Origin of the sequence: Aestuariivirga sp. (assembly GCF_965227715.1) — a bacterium.
In the GTDB taxonomy this organism is placed as follows: Bacteria; Pseudomonadota; Alphaproteobacteria; order Rhizobiales; family Aestuariivirgaceae; genus Aestuariivirga.
The window spans coordinates 902,164-916,404 of sequence record NZ_OZ245771.1 but is presented as its reverse complement, the minus strand read 5'-3'; the positions used below and the strand labels follow the sequence as shown (position 1 = coordinate 916,404).

Genomic DNA, 14,241 nt, shown 5'->3' with positions numbered 1-14,241 from the left:
GAAGTAGAATGAGCAACACCGCCACCCCCGCTGGCAGCCTGGAAACCATCCCGGTTCTGCCGCTCCGCGACATCGTCGTCTTCCCGCACATGATCGTGCCGCTCTTCGTGGGGCGCGAGAAGTCCATCAAGGCGCTGGAAGAGGTGATGCGTGAAGACAAGCGCATCCTGCTCGTGGCCCAGAAGAACCCCGCCGATGACGATCCGGCCTCGGACGCCGTCTATGAGGTGGGAACGCTCGCACAGGTTCTGCAGCTTCTGAAACTGCCGGACGGCACCGTGAAGGTGCTGGTCGAAGGCTCTGACCGTGCCCGCGTGCACGGCTTCTCGGCGCGCACTGATTTCTTCGAGGCCGAAGTCGAGGTGCTGGCCGCCGACGCCGGCACGTCTGCTGAAACGGAAGCGCTGGCCCGCACGGCGGTCTCGCAGTTCGACAGCTATGTGAAGCTGAACAAGAAGGTTCCGCAGGAAGTGCTGGCCTCGGTCTCTCAGATCACGGACCCTTCGAAGCTCGCGGACACGATTGCAGCCCACCTCGCCATCAAGATCGCCGAGAAGCAGGAGCTTCTCGAGATGAGCTCCGTCGCGCAGCGGCTGGAGAAGGTCTATGCGCTGATGGAAGGCGAGATCTCGGTCCTGCAGGTCGAGAAGCGCATCCGCTCGCGCGTCAAGCGCCAGATGGAGAAGACCCAGCGCGAATATTATCTGAATGAGCAGATGAAGGCCATTCAGAAGGAGTTGGGCGACGGCGACGAAAAGAACGAGATCGACGAGCTCGAAGGCCGCATCAAGAAGACCAAGCTCTCCAAGGAAGCACGCGAGCGTGCCGACGCCGAGATCAAGAAGCTTCGCCAGATGAGCCCGATGAGTGCTGAAGCAACGGTCGTGCGCAACTATCTCGACTGGCTGCTTGGCATTCCCTGGGGCCAGAAGAGCAAGGTGAAGAACGACCTGGGCTTTGCCGAGGAAGTGCTCGACGCCGATCACTTCGGCCTCGACAAGGTGAAGGAGCGCATCCTCGAATATCTCGCGGTGCAGAGCCGGACCAACAAGCTGCGTGGCCCCATCCTGTGCCTCGTCGGACCTCCGGGTGTCGGCAAGACCTCGCTTGGCAAGTCGATCGCCAAGGCCACGGGGCGTGAGTTCATCCGCATGTCGCTAGGCGGCGTGCGCGATGAGGCCGAAATCCGCGGTCATAGGCGGACCTACATTGGCTCGATGCCCGGCAAGGTCATCCAGTCGATGAAGAAGGCGAAGAAGTCCAACCCGCTCTTCCTGCTCGACGAGATCGACAAGATGGGCATGGACTTCCGTGGCGATCCGTCTGCGGCTTTGCTCGAGGTTCTCGACCCTGAGCAGAACGCGACCTTCATGGACCACTATCTCGAGGTCGAATATGACCTTTCGAATGTGATGTTCGTGACGACGTCCAACACGCTGAACATTCCGCCGGCCCTTCTCGACCGTATGGAGATCATCCGGATTGCGGGGTACACGGAGGAAGAGAAGCTGGAGATCGCCAAGCGCCACTTGCTGCCGAAGTCCATGGAGCACCATGGGCTGATGCCCAAGGAGTTCGAGGTGACGGAGGAGGCCATGTATGAGGTGATCCGCCGCTACACCCGCGAAGCCGGCGTTCGTAATCTGGAGCGTGAAGTGAATTCGCTCGCCCGCAAGGCGGTGAAGGAACTGATGACCACGAAGTCGAAGAAGAAGATCACCGTGACACCGGAGATCGTTCACCAGTATCTGGGCGTGCCCAAGTTCCGCCATGGCGAAGCTGAGCGCGAGGATCAGGTTGGTGTGGTCACCGGTCTTGCCTGGACGGAAGTCGGCGGCGAGATCCTGACGATCGAAGCCCTGATGATGCCCGGCAAGGGCAAGATGACGGTGACGGGCAATTTGCGTGACGTGATGAAGGAGTCGATCTCGGCTGCATCATCCTACGTGCGCTCGCGGGCCGCGACCATCGGCGTCAAGCCGCCGGTGTTCGACAAGCGCGACATCCACGTGCATGTGCCGGAAGGTGCAACGCCCAAGGATGGTCCGTCCGCCGGCATCGCGATGGTGACGGCGATTGTCTCGGTGATGACGGGCATTCCGGTGAGGCGTGACGTGGCGATGACGGGCGAGATCACGCTCCGTGGCCGCGTGCTGCCGATCGGCGGCTTGAAGGAGAAGCTGCTCGCCGCGCTGCGCGCCGGGATCAAGACGGTGATGATCCCGGACGAGAACGTGAAGGACCTGACGGAGATTCCGGAGAACGTGATCAGCGGTCTCGAGATCATCCCCGTCTCGCGGATGGACGATGTGCTGAAGCATGCGCTGACCCGCATGCCGGAGCCCATTGAGTGGAACGAGGAGGCGGAAGAAGCCGCAGCCGCTGCCCGCGCCGCCGCCGGCAAGCCCGGCGAAAGCACCGCCCGCGCCCACTGATCTGTGCCACAGCAAACGAATGAAGGCCGCCCCCGGGGCGGCCTTTTTGCTATGTACGAAAGGATACAGTTCGTCCGTATGCGGAAGAATTCGGATTCCCCAGGGGAACTCTTACCCTACGGGAATCGTTCAACCTAAGGATTCCAGAAATTCCTTCTGGTTTCATTTCTCGTTGAACGGAGAAAACATATGCGCCTCAATAAGATACTGACATCTGCGGCGTTGGTTACTTTGATGACGGCCGCACTTTCCACACAATCTCCCGCCGGAGACCTTCTCTCTGGCGTCTCCTCAACCCTCGGCGGAACCGGTGCCGGTGTTGGCAAGGGCAGTGTTGCCTCTGCCCATGTTGACGCAAACGTCGGCGGCATTTCGGCCAAAGCCGATGCCAAGGTGGGAACCCCTTCAGGCAAATTGCTTGATGCGAATGTGAAGGCGAATGTTGGCACCGCGCCGCAATCGCTGAATGCGAAGGCAAAGGCCGAGATCGGCCGGAAGATCGAGGCCAGGGCTGCCGTGCTCAGCAACAAGCGCCTGCTCGCACTGTGTGTCAACGTGGGCGCCAACGGATGCGGCCATGCCACCCGTACACGCCAGCTTGCCCTGATCAAGGCCAAGGTGAATGGCCTCTCCGGCCAGCGGCTGGCGACCGCTTGCGTCGCCATTGGCGGCGGCTGCGGCGGCACTCTGGCCAGCGGCGGCGGCGGTAATGGTGGTGGCGGCAATGGCGGCGGCGGCACGGGCGGTGGCGGTAACGGCGGCGGCTCCGGCAATGGCGGCGGCACGGGCAACATGCTGGCCAGCGCCGGCAGCGACAAGGACCGCGACGTGCAGATCACCTGCCGCAGCGTGCTGAGCAACCCCGTGCGCTATGAGCTCGGCATGGTGAAGCTGTGCCGGAAACTGACGCAGTGAAGCAGTGCCCTGCAAAGGCTTGAAATAATCGTCGAATCACCGACACATAGACCCTGTAATGCGTTTCTGGCGGGTCAACGGCATCGGGGAGACGGCGATCACAGAGAGCTAGCTTCTGGCACCACTCAAACTACATTCGCCCCGTGCGCCCTCAGAAATCGCACGGGGTTTTTGTTGTCTTGATTGTCCCGCCCCCGGGCGCTAAGCACCTCCCCGAGGCGGGCGATTAGCTCAGTTGGTAGAGCGCTTCGTTTACACCGAAGATGTCGGGAGTTCGAGTCTCTCATCGCCCACCACTTTTAGTTAATGATTTCAACGGGTTAAATAAACTCTTCCCCGAAATGTATCACGGTCTTGTATCACGGTTGTGTATCACGGTGAGAGATCAAAGCTGATGAAATTCCCCGCCGTCTGGGAAATCGGTCTTTTGATCCTGGGATTGATCGCGCTTGCTATTCCGCTCAGGGTAAGCACTTGGACCCCAAATGAATGGGGAGCGATCCTCGCCGGTGTCGGTTCGCTGCTCCAAGCGGTGGCAATAGGCTCCGCCGCGTATGTCGGGCATGTTGGATTTGAACAATGGCGTCGACAAAGGATCGAGGAGCGACGGATTGCTACGGCAGAGAGAATTTTGTCAGTCGCGTATCGTGTCCAAGACGCATTCGACACGATTCGAGCACCCTTCATTTCGAATGAAGAATTTCAAGCAGCAGAAGACGACCTGAGACGGCGCGAGACAATTGATTCATCCACTCCATCGGACGCAGTCAGAGCCCAGGTTAGGGCCCAAGGAGCTATGAATCGGGTAAACCGCTTTGCAGAAGTTTGGAGCACGTTGCATGAAACCGTCCCGGTAGCGAGAGCTGTATTCGGTTCTGGGGTTGAAACCCTACTGCGCGACCTGTTGCGGCAGCGAAACAAGTTAGTGAGCAGTGTCAGAATCTACGCGAAAACCGGAGATCCTAAGGTGCGTGCTATTTTCTGGCTAGGTCAAAGCTTGTTAAGTGATGATATGGATGATCAGTTCGAGAACGAAGTTGATGATGCTGTGAAAAAGTTGGAGACGCAGCTCCAACCTATTCTGACGATCAAACAGAAGATGCTATAGCTTCCTTGATGTTCGCGGAGCCAGACGGTGCCCTTCATGTACACATTGGATGGTGTGAAAGGGGAGGCGCAAAGCCTCCCCTCATTTCTGTCACATGTTGGTCACGTCATCTTCAGCAACCAAACGGACGTAGGACACCTCGCTGATCACGAAGCACTGTTGGAGACCACTCCGCACCAACAGGTAGTCGCCGAGTGTATCATTGCGACCGAAGACGACAGTATTAGCCGCAATCGTAGGTGCATCCGGAGAGGCCACCATAGGATCGATCTCCAGGGCCTCCTCCAGGGTAACAATTTCGAAGTGAAGGATGCCGCGGACCTGCTCCGAAGCCGTGTGAGTAGTCATTATTTTCCCTTTCTATGAAGCATCTCAATTGATGCCGGTGGGTTTGTCGGAAAGGTATTCCGCCACTTCCTCAAGAGTGGCGTCGAAGTGATCACCCATCACAACGATGTTGTTCTCGCACAGCATGTAGTGACCGCGATTGTTGCAGTGCTCCTGCTGGCGGGATTTGAAGACGCGATATCCCCGACTGAGGGCGCGCTTCCGGATTGCAGTTTCAGAAAGTTCAGTTGGAAGGTTCATAACATTCTCCTGTTGGGTTGGTCGAAGTCAGCCGCGCCTGCGGGAACCCTCGAAGATCGAGCGAACCTTGCAACGCGTTGGGATAGAATTAGGCAAATGCTAGAGTGCTGAAATGCACATAGTCAGCAGGCCTTAAGCTCAGCGATACATAATCGGCTTGGCTGCTATGCCGCTTTAGCAACACCGATTGTTGCGTCTATTTCAGCTCTAGACATTTCATACATTCTAGAATTCGCATGATATCCGGATTTGACGAGAGTTTCTGCCAATGCCGTTATGGAGCCCCAGTTGTGCAACACCACATCGTATGCGGTTTCCATGAGGCAATTCATGCTAGGGCGAACACCCAGAGCGCTCAGGTGCTGACCTATAGCAGCCACCTTCTGAAAATCTCCTCCCTGCTGACTTTGAATGAATAGCAAGTCTGTAGCCTCGTGAATCACCTTGGGCTTGTTCTGAACGCCGTACACATGGGCAGCTTCCGCAACCACTCCGCACAGAACCATTACTAGATCACCTTCCATCTCAAGGCGCTTGGTTGAGCGGTCGTCGTCGGAGAAGCCTTCAAAGTCGAATGAGTTGGCAACCGAGTAAGAGCCGGTCTTCTGATCTAGTTCTAGATCATAGAGCCTTCCGCCATCGATAGCGCCCGAGACCATGTCGGGAATCATGTCGTCAGTCACTTCGTCATCCTCTTCGTAGGATGGTTCGACTTCCACGTACATCCATCGAACGGGTTCATTATTGTGTGCGACGAACCCTAGCGCGTGTCCGGCCTCGTGAAAGGCAGCACGTAAAACCTGAGCATCCAATGCGGACTTATTAATCATTCTTTTTTCTCCGTTTCGGTGGCGAAGACTCAATTGGCCTTCGTGTCCCCGGCTTGATAGAAACGGGCCATATGTCTCCAATTTCACCCAATGCAATTTTTGCATTGTTGACCTGGTCGAGTGGATCGAACCGGCCGTCGAAGAATGCCGTCACTAGAGCTGCGTACTTATCGTTAGGTAGATAGCGGGGACGGCTGGGGGCTCCTGATTTTTCTTTCTGGTCCGCTCGCCACCTGCGAACGCGTTCCTTTTCATTCTGCTTTCGCTGTTCGTCAGTGAGGGTCCGAGGTCTAGCCATTCTAGTGCTCCTGCTTGTTTGTTATTCGTAACATGATGAACGAATAATGCAAGAGATATTTTGATAGCGAGTGACTTGGAGACTTCCTGCGCAGCGGACCAGTGACCTTTTTTGTCTGCCGCTGGCGTTAGGCGGCAGCTAGAAATAGCAACTCTTTCCAGCGCTCTCTCCTGGCTATCCCGTGAGTTGCAGCCACAACCCAACCTATGATCTTCTCAAAGTCTGCAAGTTCCGGTATATATGATTTTTTGCATTATCGGGGGATCGGATGCAGAATCTTAGAAGCTCCATCGCCACGGCCATCGCCGGTCAAAAGCTCGGGGCCGCCGTTGACGTGCGACGGCTCGCACACAACCTGGCGATCTTGTTCCCGCAACATTCGGTTGACTTGATTGTCCGGTCTATCGGGACCGAGGTCGTCAAGCAAAATGCTTCCGCATTCTGGGATCGTGAAGCGGTAGTCCGGAGATCGTCAGACTCACAGCCGGGACCGCTGGCGGGCGTGGTCGTGCCCGAGGTCTGAGGGACGCGCGAAAGGGACGAACGCCTTCCACGGGCTTCCCTGAGTCATGGCGGGGCATTGTGCTGCCACTGCTCTGTTCATTGGCAGGGTATCCAACTATAGGTTCCACAACCGAACTTGTGGGAATCACATGGACAATATCAAGAACACCATCACCTTTGCCGTCGGTCACCATATTCCTCCCGATCCGAAGGCAGTTCGGAGACTCGCGCTCAATCTGTCGCTCATTTTCCGTGGTTTCGATATCGACGTGATCGAAAGCGCCATTCAAGACGAGATTAAAAAGCGTTCTCGGGCCTCCTGACGGGGTAACAGCCGACTTACGCCTGGCCAATGCCTTCGCCTTCCGTTTCGCCACATCAAGGGAGTGGTGGACCTGGGCCGCGTCGCGCAGGGCCGGGGAGATATAGGGCGCGCGCGCGAGGGTGCCGTCCTTCAGCATGTAGTCGGCCCAGCAATAGCTCACCTGGTCGTCGAACTTGAACTGAAACTGTCTGCCGGAAACATTCCAAGCGCCACACGCTTTCCGAAGCGCTTTGCTGACGGCCGGACGCATATCGGGTGAAACGTCCAGTACGCCGTGGAAGTGGAAGCCCGGACGATTGCGGTTCGGCTCCGCCACGACGGTGAGTAGCACGTTGCCCTTGCCGAAGACCTTTTCGAGGGCGCGGGTGATGCGGCGCCGAGCCCAATCGACCGGGTCCTGATGCTTGGCGGCTTCCGCGAGAACGTCTTCGGAGAACTGGATGGTGATGGCCGTGGGGTGAGCCATGGCCTCCATCGTCCGCTTGAGACGGTCGAGGGTGGTGAGACGCCCCCACACGACGGCACGGACAGGGCGGCAGATTGCGATCCGGCGCTTCATCGCCTTCGTCAGGAGCTTGGGCTTGGGGAGTCGGATGGGGGTTTTGGTGTTGGTGTTGAGATCAGAGGGGACTGAGTCACAGAGAGTTGGAGAGAAGGAAGGGAAGGGGGAAGTAACTAAAGACCTCTGCTTGCCGGCATTGGGCCTCTGGTTGCGAAAACCCTTACGGTTCGGGCCTTCATTAGCCGCCGCGATGGTCGAAATCAGCACTCCGGATTTTACGAAACCCGACACTCCCACGCCAGCCGAGCCCGGCCGCTTGTCGTCGGCCGGGTTCTCTGGATTGGCGCGGGTGGAAGTCACTGGAGCTGGTCCTGAGGTCAGCCGAGGTCCTTGATCATGGCGTCCACGTCGACGATCTTGGGCCGGGCCTTCCGCTCGGCGTCAGCCTGTTCGATCTGTGCCTGCACCAGGCTCGCGCACGCGCGAAGCTGACGGGCGAGATCGCGGGCGATGGACTGAGACATGATCACGCTCTCCTGCGACCTGCTGGAGGAGAGCACGACGGCCGAGCCCTTTCCGAACACGCGCAGTCTGTCCCAGCCAATCACGTTCGGATTTTCGATGAAGCCGCTCAGCACTCTATGCCGCTCGGGATCTACTAGGACGTCCGCCAAACGCAAGGCGACGTCGGGCGACATGCGAGACAGGAAGGCCTGGCCGATGGGCATGACGATCTTGGGCGTCCCAGTGCCAGGCTCTCGACCAGCACGGACTTCTACGCCGGGAGTGACATCCGCAATCTCACCGGCCGCGATGGCCTCATTTATAAAATCACCGATTGTATCCGCCATCGACATTCCCCGCTTCTCCGCAAGTTCCTTGAGCTGCAAGTGCCGAGGAACGGGAAGGGCAATCATACTGACATTCTGCTTGTAGGTCATAATCATATCCTATAATTCAATTGGTTAAATGTTTCACCGACTATATTAGCATGTTGACTGCGAGGCGCAACAGGTTTATCGTCATGTCCAGGAGGCGTATGCCGCCTCCCCTCTGTGTGTGCAGCCCCGCCGCCCGGCAAGAGCCAGGTCGCGGGGCTTTTTTGCGAGGCGCATATCAAAATTTGCGGAACGAAAACCAGACAACGGCGTTGAACATGCAGGCGTTCTAAAACACACTCTTAAGATGCGGGAACCACTGGTTTGGCTGGAGCGGATGAGGAGAGCTATCTCTTGCGGATAGCGCGCGCGAAGGCTGAGGAGTGCCGGGAGAAGGCCAACTCGGTTCCAGATGATGAAGCAGCACGTTGGCGGGACCAAGCTGCGGAATGGGAAAGCATCTCCCGGGATTTGGAGACGCAGGGCGGCGGGGATGTTGCACCGCTGCGGCCGGTGCCGCCGAAGCGGCGCTTCAGCTTCTAGCGGGAGAGAACGTTCCCCGGCCTCATTTGAGATCTCATCTCTTTAAAAACGATACCGCGGATCGAACCCTCGACTTCCTTTGCGACCTTTTTTGCCAGCAAATTGTCGGCCTTCGGATCGCCGTTGCCTGAGCCATTGACGGTGACGTTCGTCGTCACGTTCATGCCTCCGCCACCCGGAGCATGCGCCAGGGCAGGTGCACCAACGTGGCCTCCCGATGCGAATGCGGGAAGCCTGCCGCTGTTGATCGCTTCCAGCAAGGCGCGGTGCTTTGACGTGGCCGCTGCCGTGACGATGAACTCGCCATTGGAGACCATGGCCGGGATCGAGTCACTGGTGCCACTGCCAGGCCCGCTGATGTGTCCGCCGCGGGCGTAGCGACGTGCACCAGGAGTGCGCACAATGCCGCCTTCTGCGAAGCCGAGAAGCGGACCGATCATGCCCATCTTGCCGCTGCCGCCAAGTCCGCCGAAGAGATTGTTCAACGCCAGGCTCAGCACCTGGTCCGCCAGGTTCGAGAGCGCACTCGAAAGCGCCTCCGTCGCACTTACGCCATGCGAAAGATCGCTGAGAAATCCCTTGGCCGCGCCGCTGAAGGCCTGCCCGAATTGCGCGGCGGACTGTTCCGCGCGCTGCTGTGCGGCGACAAGTTCTTCGGCGGTCCTGGCGCTGCGCTCCTGGGCAAGACGGGAAGCTTCCATCGCCTGCTGGCCACGTCCGTATTCGACCGCAAGGGCTGAGATGGAGGCGCGCACTTCGTCGGTGATGTTGATACCGTTACGGCTGGCTGACGCGAGGAGCTCAGCCTCCTTTCGCATGCGAGCGGCCTCGAAGACGGACAGCCCCATGCTGCGGGCTTCGACCTGGAGGCTCTCATTCTCCGCCTGCTGTGCATCTGTGAGGCGTTTGAGTGCATCGGCTTCACTGTGGATCACCTTCGTCCGGCTCGCGCGACCTGCGGAGCTGCCGCCGCTGCCGAGGTCAGGGATCACTGTGATCGGTGCTGCACCAGAGTTCCGGCCGGTGTTCTCCCAAGATGGACCGGTAGTGTTCGAGGGCCGAAGTCCTTTGAGACGCGTCTCTACATCGCCGAGCTGCTTCAGGATGGTGCGGAGGCGCTCGCCATATTCTTCGAGCTCCACGGGCGGGCGGCCGTCGCTCGTCGCCTGGTGGATCTGCGTCTCAAGCTCCAGGCGCTTCGCCTGAAGATCATTGCGCTGCTGTTCGAGGACGTTGATCTCCGTCAGCTTCGAGCCTTCGCGGGAGAGCGCCGGGATGATGGTTCCAAGGGCGTCAAGCTCGCCATCGCTCAGGCCCGGAAGTCCGTTGCCGTTCGCGCGGAGAGCTTCACGCGTGACGTTCCACTTCTGCAAGAACTGATCGAGGCGGCCGAAGGCGTTCTCCAAGCCGGTCATCACTTCGAGGATTGCACCCTTGCCCTTCGCCTTCCACACGTCCCATGCCGCCGTCCATTTGTCGTCGAAGTCGGCGGCTGCCTGGACGAGCTGCTCGTCAATGACGGCACCACTGTCGCGCGCTGCCTGTTCGCCTTCCCGCAGCGCCTGGGCACCTTGCCGGAGAAAGGGCAGGGCATCGCCAGCGCCACGGCCGAAAGCCGCTGTAGCGATGACCATGGCCTCCTGTGCCGTCTTCGCCCTGGAGACGAGGGTCACCAGCTCATAGAAGAGTTCCTTCGTGCTCCGGAGCTTGCCGTTGCTGTCGGTTAGGGACACGCCATTCGCGTCCAGGATTTTCTTGAGATCGCCGCCCTTGATCGCGGCCTCGCCGATCTCGCGATTGAAGATCTGAAGAATGTTCTCCAGCTTGTCCGTCTCGACTCCCGCTTGATGGGCGGCAAAGCTGAGCGTTTGAAAATCTTCGACCGGCACATTGACACGAGCCGCCTGGTCCGCCAAGTCGGCAACGGACTTCACGGCATTGCCAATAGCCTGGAGGCCTTCCGCTGAGATCAGGCCCGCGATGCCGCCTGCGAGGAAGCCGGGGCCGATGCTGCCGAGAGAGCCCTTGATGGCTCCGCCCAGGTTGCCGAAGACCCCTTCCATCTTGCGCGCGGACTGCAGTGCCCGGCGTTCAATGGCACCGAACTCTTTGCCAGCGGTGCCGCTGGCCTTAGCCATGTTGCGCTCGAAGTCGCGGATGCGGGCTTCGAGGGTGACGACGAGCTGTTCGGTTTCATTGGCCATTTGTATTCCCTTCAATCGAATGTGAGCAGGCCATCGGGCCTTTGAGTCACATTGGTGTAAATTGACTTGGTGGTCTCGCCGGATGCCGCGCGACCGAGTGCCATCGCACAAGCAACTGCACCGTCGATCCGGTCGCGGGAGCGGCCCTTGTGGAAGCTGCGGTTCCCCGCTTTGTCGGTCTCGACCGCGATGTTGGCGAAGTTCCAGCGGAGAACAGGATTGCCGTCGTGCTCGAAGGTGCCGCCAACGATGGCGTGTTCGAGGGCTTTGATTGCCGGGCTCATGCTTATCCAGCCCTGGCGATGTTCAACAGCAGGGAGTCCGTCGTCGGCAAGATTGCTCAACATCACGCGGCCCATATGCGGATCGAAGTTGATCTCTTGCACGTTGAAGAGGTCGCAGAGTTCACGGATCTTGTCTTCGACCGTTCTGAAGTCGACGACGTTGCCAGGCGTTGGCGTGATGTGACCCTCGTCGGACCAAGCGACATAGGGAACGCCGTCGATCTCACTACGTCGGCGAAGGTTGTCGGCCGGGCAGAAAAACCAGGCACGGACGGTGTAGCGATCATCGTCATGGCGCCAGCAAGCAACGATGGCGGTCAAGTCGGTGTTGCTGCTCAGGTCGACGCCAAGCCAAACCGGGAGTCCTTCGAGTTCCTGCTCGTCAATGTCGGCACGACAATTGTCGTAGATCGCCATGTCGACAAAGGGATCATGGCTATGATCGAGCCACACATTCAGGTGCAGTTGGCGGAAAGCGTCTCGGTCTGCCGGACGATTCTCTGCTTCGCGGGCGAGCTGGCGAAGTCCCTCAAGATCGGGGAAGCCATCGACGAGGCCGGGATTGACCAGGTGCCAGAGTTCCTCGTCGCGCCAGTCCGCATCCTTCGGCGTCTCGAACAGCACGGGCAGGGTGCCTTCGTCCTCAATGTCACCGCGCGCCACCTTGCGGGCGTAGTCGTAAAGGTCCCAGGCGACGTTCGCCTGGCCACGGCCAGCGGTGCTGATGATGCACATCAGCGAGCCCGGCACCTTGACCAGGCCGGTTCGCACGACGTCGTAAAGCTCGCGTTTCTTCCAGGCATGAAGTTCGTCGACCAGGGCGAAACCTGGCGTTCGGCCATGCTGTGTGGCGGCGTCGGCAGAGATCGCCTCAAGCACGTTGGCCGACTTGTCGTGAACAAGACGGTTTTTATAATCGAGGGCCCGGACCTTTCCGGAAATCTTCCGGTCCGCACGCAGTATGCCCAAGGCTTCCTCATAGCCAATGCGCGCCTGCTTGCGGTCGGCTGCGGCGAAGAGACTTTGGCCACCTGGGATGCGTTCGGGTCCGAAGGAGTGGAGGAGGGCGAGGCCCGCTCCGAGCGAAGTCTTGCGACCACCACGGGGAAGGAGCGCCAGGACATTGCGCACCTTGCGGCGGCCGTCCGGATGGCACGGGCCATAGATGCGTCGAACCAAGCGTTCCTGCCAGGGCGTGAGCTGGAAGGCCTGTCCAGGTGCGCGGCTCTTGGGGTGCTTCAGCGAGTGCAGGAACCGGATGGCCCGCTCGCCATGACCTAGGGGGTCATCAATAGGGCTGCAGTCGAACAGCCAGGCCGGGTAGGTGTCCGGGACCTTCATAGGTCGAACTCATTGTCGGACTGGTCGTCGTCGCGGATCGTCGGGCGGGACCGACTGACAGGCGTCAGGCCAAGCTCGGCAGCGATCTGCCGGGCGGTTTGCAACGCCTGATTCTGAACACGCCAAAGCTTTGGATCCAGCATGTCACCGGAGCGCATCAGATCTTCCACCTCACGGACGCGGCTTGTCGCGATGCAAAATCCCTCAACCATGGCGAGATCGGCATCGGTGAGGATGCGGCGCTCCACCAGGTGCGGCATGATCCGGCGCCATTCGGCGCGGGCGTGCTGAGACAACCAGGCGGGAGGCCTGGGGGTTCGGGCAATCGCCTTCGCGTCGACGCGGATCTGAGGTTTGGTGCCTTTCAACCTAAGGCCTCCGCACGGCCTTCAGCTCCAGAAAGGCTCGGCGTCCAAGCTCCTGGACTTCGATGATTTCATAGCGGCAGCTGTTCATCGTCAGAGATGATCCGGGCATGACTCCCGGAATGAAGCGAAGCCGGACGGTGATCAGTCCTTCGATTGTCGAACCCGCTGCCTCCGAGATCGTGGTGCTGACGACATGCACACGGACGACACGGGAGGGGGTGTCATGGTGATCGATCTCCCCGAATTCATTGGGCACGGTCTCACGGCACAGGCGAATGCCTGCCAGCTGATCGAACTTGGATGCTATCATCGGGGCTGCACCAACTCTTGCAAGAGGGCGGTCACAGTGAGAACGCCGTGCGAGTGCTTGCCATCGGGATCACGCATATAGCGCCCGGACTCTATGCGGAGGTTCGCACAGGTGTGTCCGTCGATCTGCCAGGGGCCACGGAACAGCACCTCGCGCACCTTGCCCGCGATCTTCTTCACGGATGCCACGCCATCGGTGTCGGTCCAGATATGAAGATCGGTATGCACGGCGGTCACAAAGCTGTCGGCATAGTCAGGCCAGACGACGTGAGCCTCTCCGACAATGATCGAGGGGAAGCAGGTGGGAAGGCCGCCCTTGTCCAGGGTCTGGACGTCGATGATGAGCGAGTCGTTGAGCCGGGCGACAATCGACTTCTGGAGCGCGAGGGAGGGGTCGATCACTTACTCCAGCCTTTCTTGACGGCCTGGGAGACGGCGCGCTTCAACCGGTTCGAGATTCGCTTGTTGAGCAGCCGATATGCAGGCCAGAAAAAGGGGTGCGCTGGATTTTGGGCACTGCCGAATTCTTGCAAATGGGCGTAGCGAACTTCCTCGCTGCCCACGGTGATGGCAACGGCATTTTCGGGCACGGCAAAGCTGCCGCCCGGCTGACTGTAAGGCGGCGTCACTTGTCCGCCTGGGGTGACGGTGATCGACTCTTTAAGCGCGCCGGTATCCTCCGGAGCAAGCTGCCGCATGAGGTCTTGGAGCTCTTCGCCGGACTTTTGCAGGGCCGGTTGCACGGCCTGTCTCACCTCAACAGGGATGGCTGCGAGGCGTTTCTGGAGCCGTTTGATCTGCTCGCTCAT

At 59.3% G+C, this 14,241-nt stretch carries 14 protein-coding genes and 1 tRNA gene; 4 read left to right on the top strand and 11 right to left on the bottom strand.

Annotated features, from left to right (window positions below):
• Nucleotides 1-8: 8 nt before the first annotated feature.
• From lon to ACO06F_RS04465, 4 genes are all read left to right on the top strand, one after another.
• On the top strand, nt 9-2,435 hold the full coding sequence (gene lon / locus ACO06F_RS04480) for an endopeptidase La (RefSeq protein WP_421695489.1): 2,427 nt from the start codon (nt 9-11) through the stop codon (nt 2,433-2,435).
• Nucleotides 2,436-2,669: 234 nt separating this feature from the next.
• Nucleotides 2,670-3,350 carry a hypothetical protein gene (locus tag ACO06F_RS04475; RefSeq protein WP_421695488.1) on the top strand — a complete coding sequence of 227 codons (681 nt, stop codon included), beginning with the start codon at nt 2,670-2,672 and terminating at the stop codon, nt 3,348-3,350.
• A gap of 220 nt (nt 3,351-3,570) precedes the next feature.
• Nucleotides 3,571-3,646 (top strand) — tRNA-Val (locus tag ACO06F_RS04470).
• Between the two features lie 98 nt (nt 3,647-3,744).
• Entirely contained in the window at nt 3,745-4,458 is a 714-nt protein-coding gene (locus ACO06F_RS04465; protein WP_421695487.1) for a hypothetical protein, read from the top strand.
• Between the two features lie 90 nt (nt 4,459-4,548).
• Here ACO06F_RS04465 and ACO06F_RS04460 read toward each other — a convergent pair whose 3' ends face one another.
• From ACO06F_RS04460 to ACO06F_RS04410, 11 genes are all read right to left on the bottom strand, one after another.
• Nucleotides 4,549-4,806, bottom strand: a complete 258-nt coding sequence (locus tag ACO06F_RS04460) for a hypothetical protein (protein ID WP_421695486.1) — start codon at nt 4,804-4,806, stop codon at nt 4,549-4,551.
• A gap of 24 nt (nt 4,807-4,830) precedes the next feature.
• Nucleotides 4,831-5,046, bottom strand: coding sequence for a hypothetical protein (locus tag ACO06F_RS04455; protein ID WP_421695485.1), 216 nt, complete (start codon nt 5,044-5,046; stop codon nt 4,831-4,833).
• Nucleotides 5,047-5,210: 164 nt separating this feature from the next.
• Nucleotides 5,211-5,876 carry a hypothetical protein gene (locus ACO06F_RS04450; RefSeq protein WP_421695484.1) on the bottom strand — a complete coding sequence of 222 codons (666 nt, stop codon included), beginning with the start codon at nt 5,874-5,876 and terminating at the stop codon, nt 5,211-5,213.
• A 717-nt stretch (nt 5,877-6,593) separates the two neighbouring features.
• Complete coding sequence (locus ACO06F_RS04445; RefSeq protein ID WP_421695483.1) at nt 6,594-7,865, bottom strand: hypothetical protein; 1,272 nt, start codon at nt 7,863-7,865, stop codon at nt 6,594-6,596.
• A gap of 17 nt (nt 7,866-7,882) precedes the next feature.
• Nucleotides 7,883-8,446 (bottom strand): hypothetical protein, encoded by a 564-nt coding sequence (locus ACO06F_RS04440; protein ID WP_421695482.1) that lies wholly within the window; start codon nt 8,444-8,446, stop codon nt 7,883-7,885.
• A 476-nt stretch (nt 8,447-8,922) separates the two neighbouring features.
• A complete protein-coding gene (locus ACO06F_RS04435; protein WP_421695481.1) occupies nt 8,923-11,130 on the bottom strand; it encodes a hypothetical protein in 2,208 nt (735 codons plus the stop codon).
• Between the two features lie 11 nt (nt 11,131-11,141).
• Nucleotides 11,142-12,755 carry a terminase large subunit gene (locus ACO06F_RS04430; RefSeq protein ID WP_421695480.1) on the bottom strand — a complete coding sequence of 538 codons (1,614 nt, stop codon included), beginning with the start codon at nt 12,753-12,755 and terminating at the stop codon, nt 11,142-11,144.
• Nucleotides 12,752-13,123 carry a phage terminase small subunit P27 family gene (locus tag ACO06F_RS04425; RefSeq protein WP_421695479.1) on the bottom strand — a complete coding sequence of 124 codons (372 nt, stop codon included), beginning with the start codon at nt 13,121-13,123 and terminating at the stop codon, nt 12,752-12,754. The genes ACO06F_RS04430 and ACO06F_RS04425 overlap by 4 nt, the downstream gene beginning before the upstream one ends.
• Nucleotide 13,124: 1 nt before the next feature.
• The gene (locus ACO06F_RS04420) at nt 13,125-13,433 is read right to left on the bottom strand and encodes a hypothetical protein (RefSeq protein WP_421695478.1); all 309 of its coding nucleotides are present in this window, start codon (nt 13,431-13,433) and stop codon (nt 13,125-13,127) included.
• Complete coding sequence (locus tag ACO06F_RS04415) at nt 13,430-13,834, bottom strand: DUF3168 domain-containing protein (protein WP_421695477.1); 405 nt, start codon at nt 13,832-13,834, stop codon at nt 13,430-13,432. Before ACO06F_RS04415 ends, ACO06F_RS04420 begins: the two co-directional genes overlap by 4 nt.
• Nucleotides 13,831-14,241 (bottom strand): HK97-gp10 family putative phage morphogenesis protein, encoded by a 411-nt coding sequence (locus ACO06F_RS04410; protein WP_421695476.1) that lies wholly within the window; start codon nt 14,239-14,241, stop codon nt 13,831-13,833. Before ACO06F_RS04410 ends, ACO06F_RS04415 begins: the two co-directional genes overlap by 4 nt.

Bases quoted from the DNA above. Each gene is read 5' to 3' on its own strand.
- ACO06F_RS04410 (WP_421695476.1), bottom strand. From the start codon at position 14,241: ATGAGCGAGCAGATCAAACGGCTCCAGAAACGCCTCGCAGCCATCCCT.
- ACO06F_RS04460 (WP_421695486.1), bottom strand. From the start codon at position 4,806: ATGACTACTCACACGGCTTCGGAGCAGGTCCGCGGCATCCTTCACTTC.
- ACO06F_RS04430 (WP_421695480.1), bottom strand. From the start codon at position 12,755: ATGAAGGTCCCGGACACCTACCCGGCCTGGCTGTTCGACTGCAGCCCT.
- ACO06F_RS04475 (WP_421695488.1), top strand. From the start codon at position 2,670: ATGACGGCCGCACTTTCCACACAATCTCCCGCCGGAGACCTTCTCTCT.
- ACO06F_RS04440 (WP_421695482.1), bottom strand. From the start codon at position 8,446: ATGACCTACAAGCAGAATGTCAGTATGATTGCCCTTCCCGTTCCTCGG.
- ACO06F_RS04455 (WP_421695485.1), bottom strand. From the start codon at position 5,046: ATGAACCTTCCAACTGAACTTTCTGAAACTGCAATCCGGAAGCGCGCC.
- ACO06F_RS04420 (WP_421695478.1), bottom strand. From the start codon at position 13,433: ATGATAGCATCCAAGTTCGATCAGCTGGCAGGCATTCGCCTGTGCCGT.
- ACO06F_RS04450 (WP_421695484.1), bottom strand. From the start codon at position 5,876: ATGATTAATAAGTCCGCATTGGATGCTCAGGTTTTACGTGCTGCCTTT.
- lon (WP_421695489.1), top strand. From the start codon at position 9: ATGAGCAACACCGCCACCCCCGCTGGCAGCCTGGAAACCATCCCGGTT.
- ACO06F_RS04435 (WP_421695481.1), bottom strand. From the start codon at position 11,130: ATGGCCAATGAAACCGAACAGCTCGTCGTCACCCTCGAAGCCCGCATC.
- ACO06F_RS04465 (WP_421695487.1), top strand. From the start codon at position 3,745: ATGAAATTCCCCGCCGTCTGGGAAATCGGTCTTTTGATCCTGGGATTG.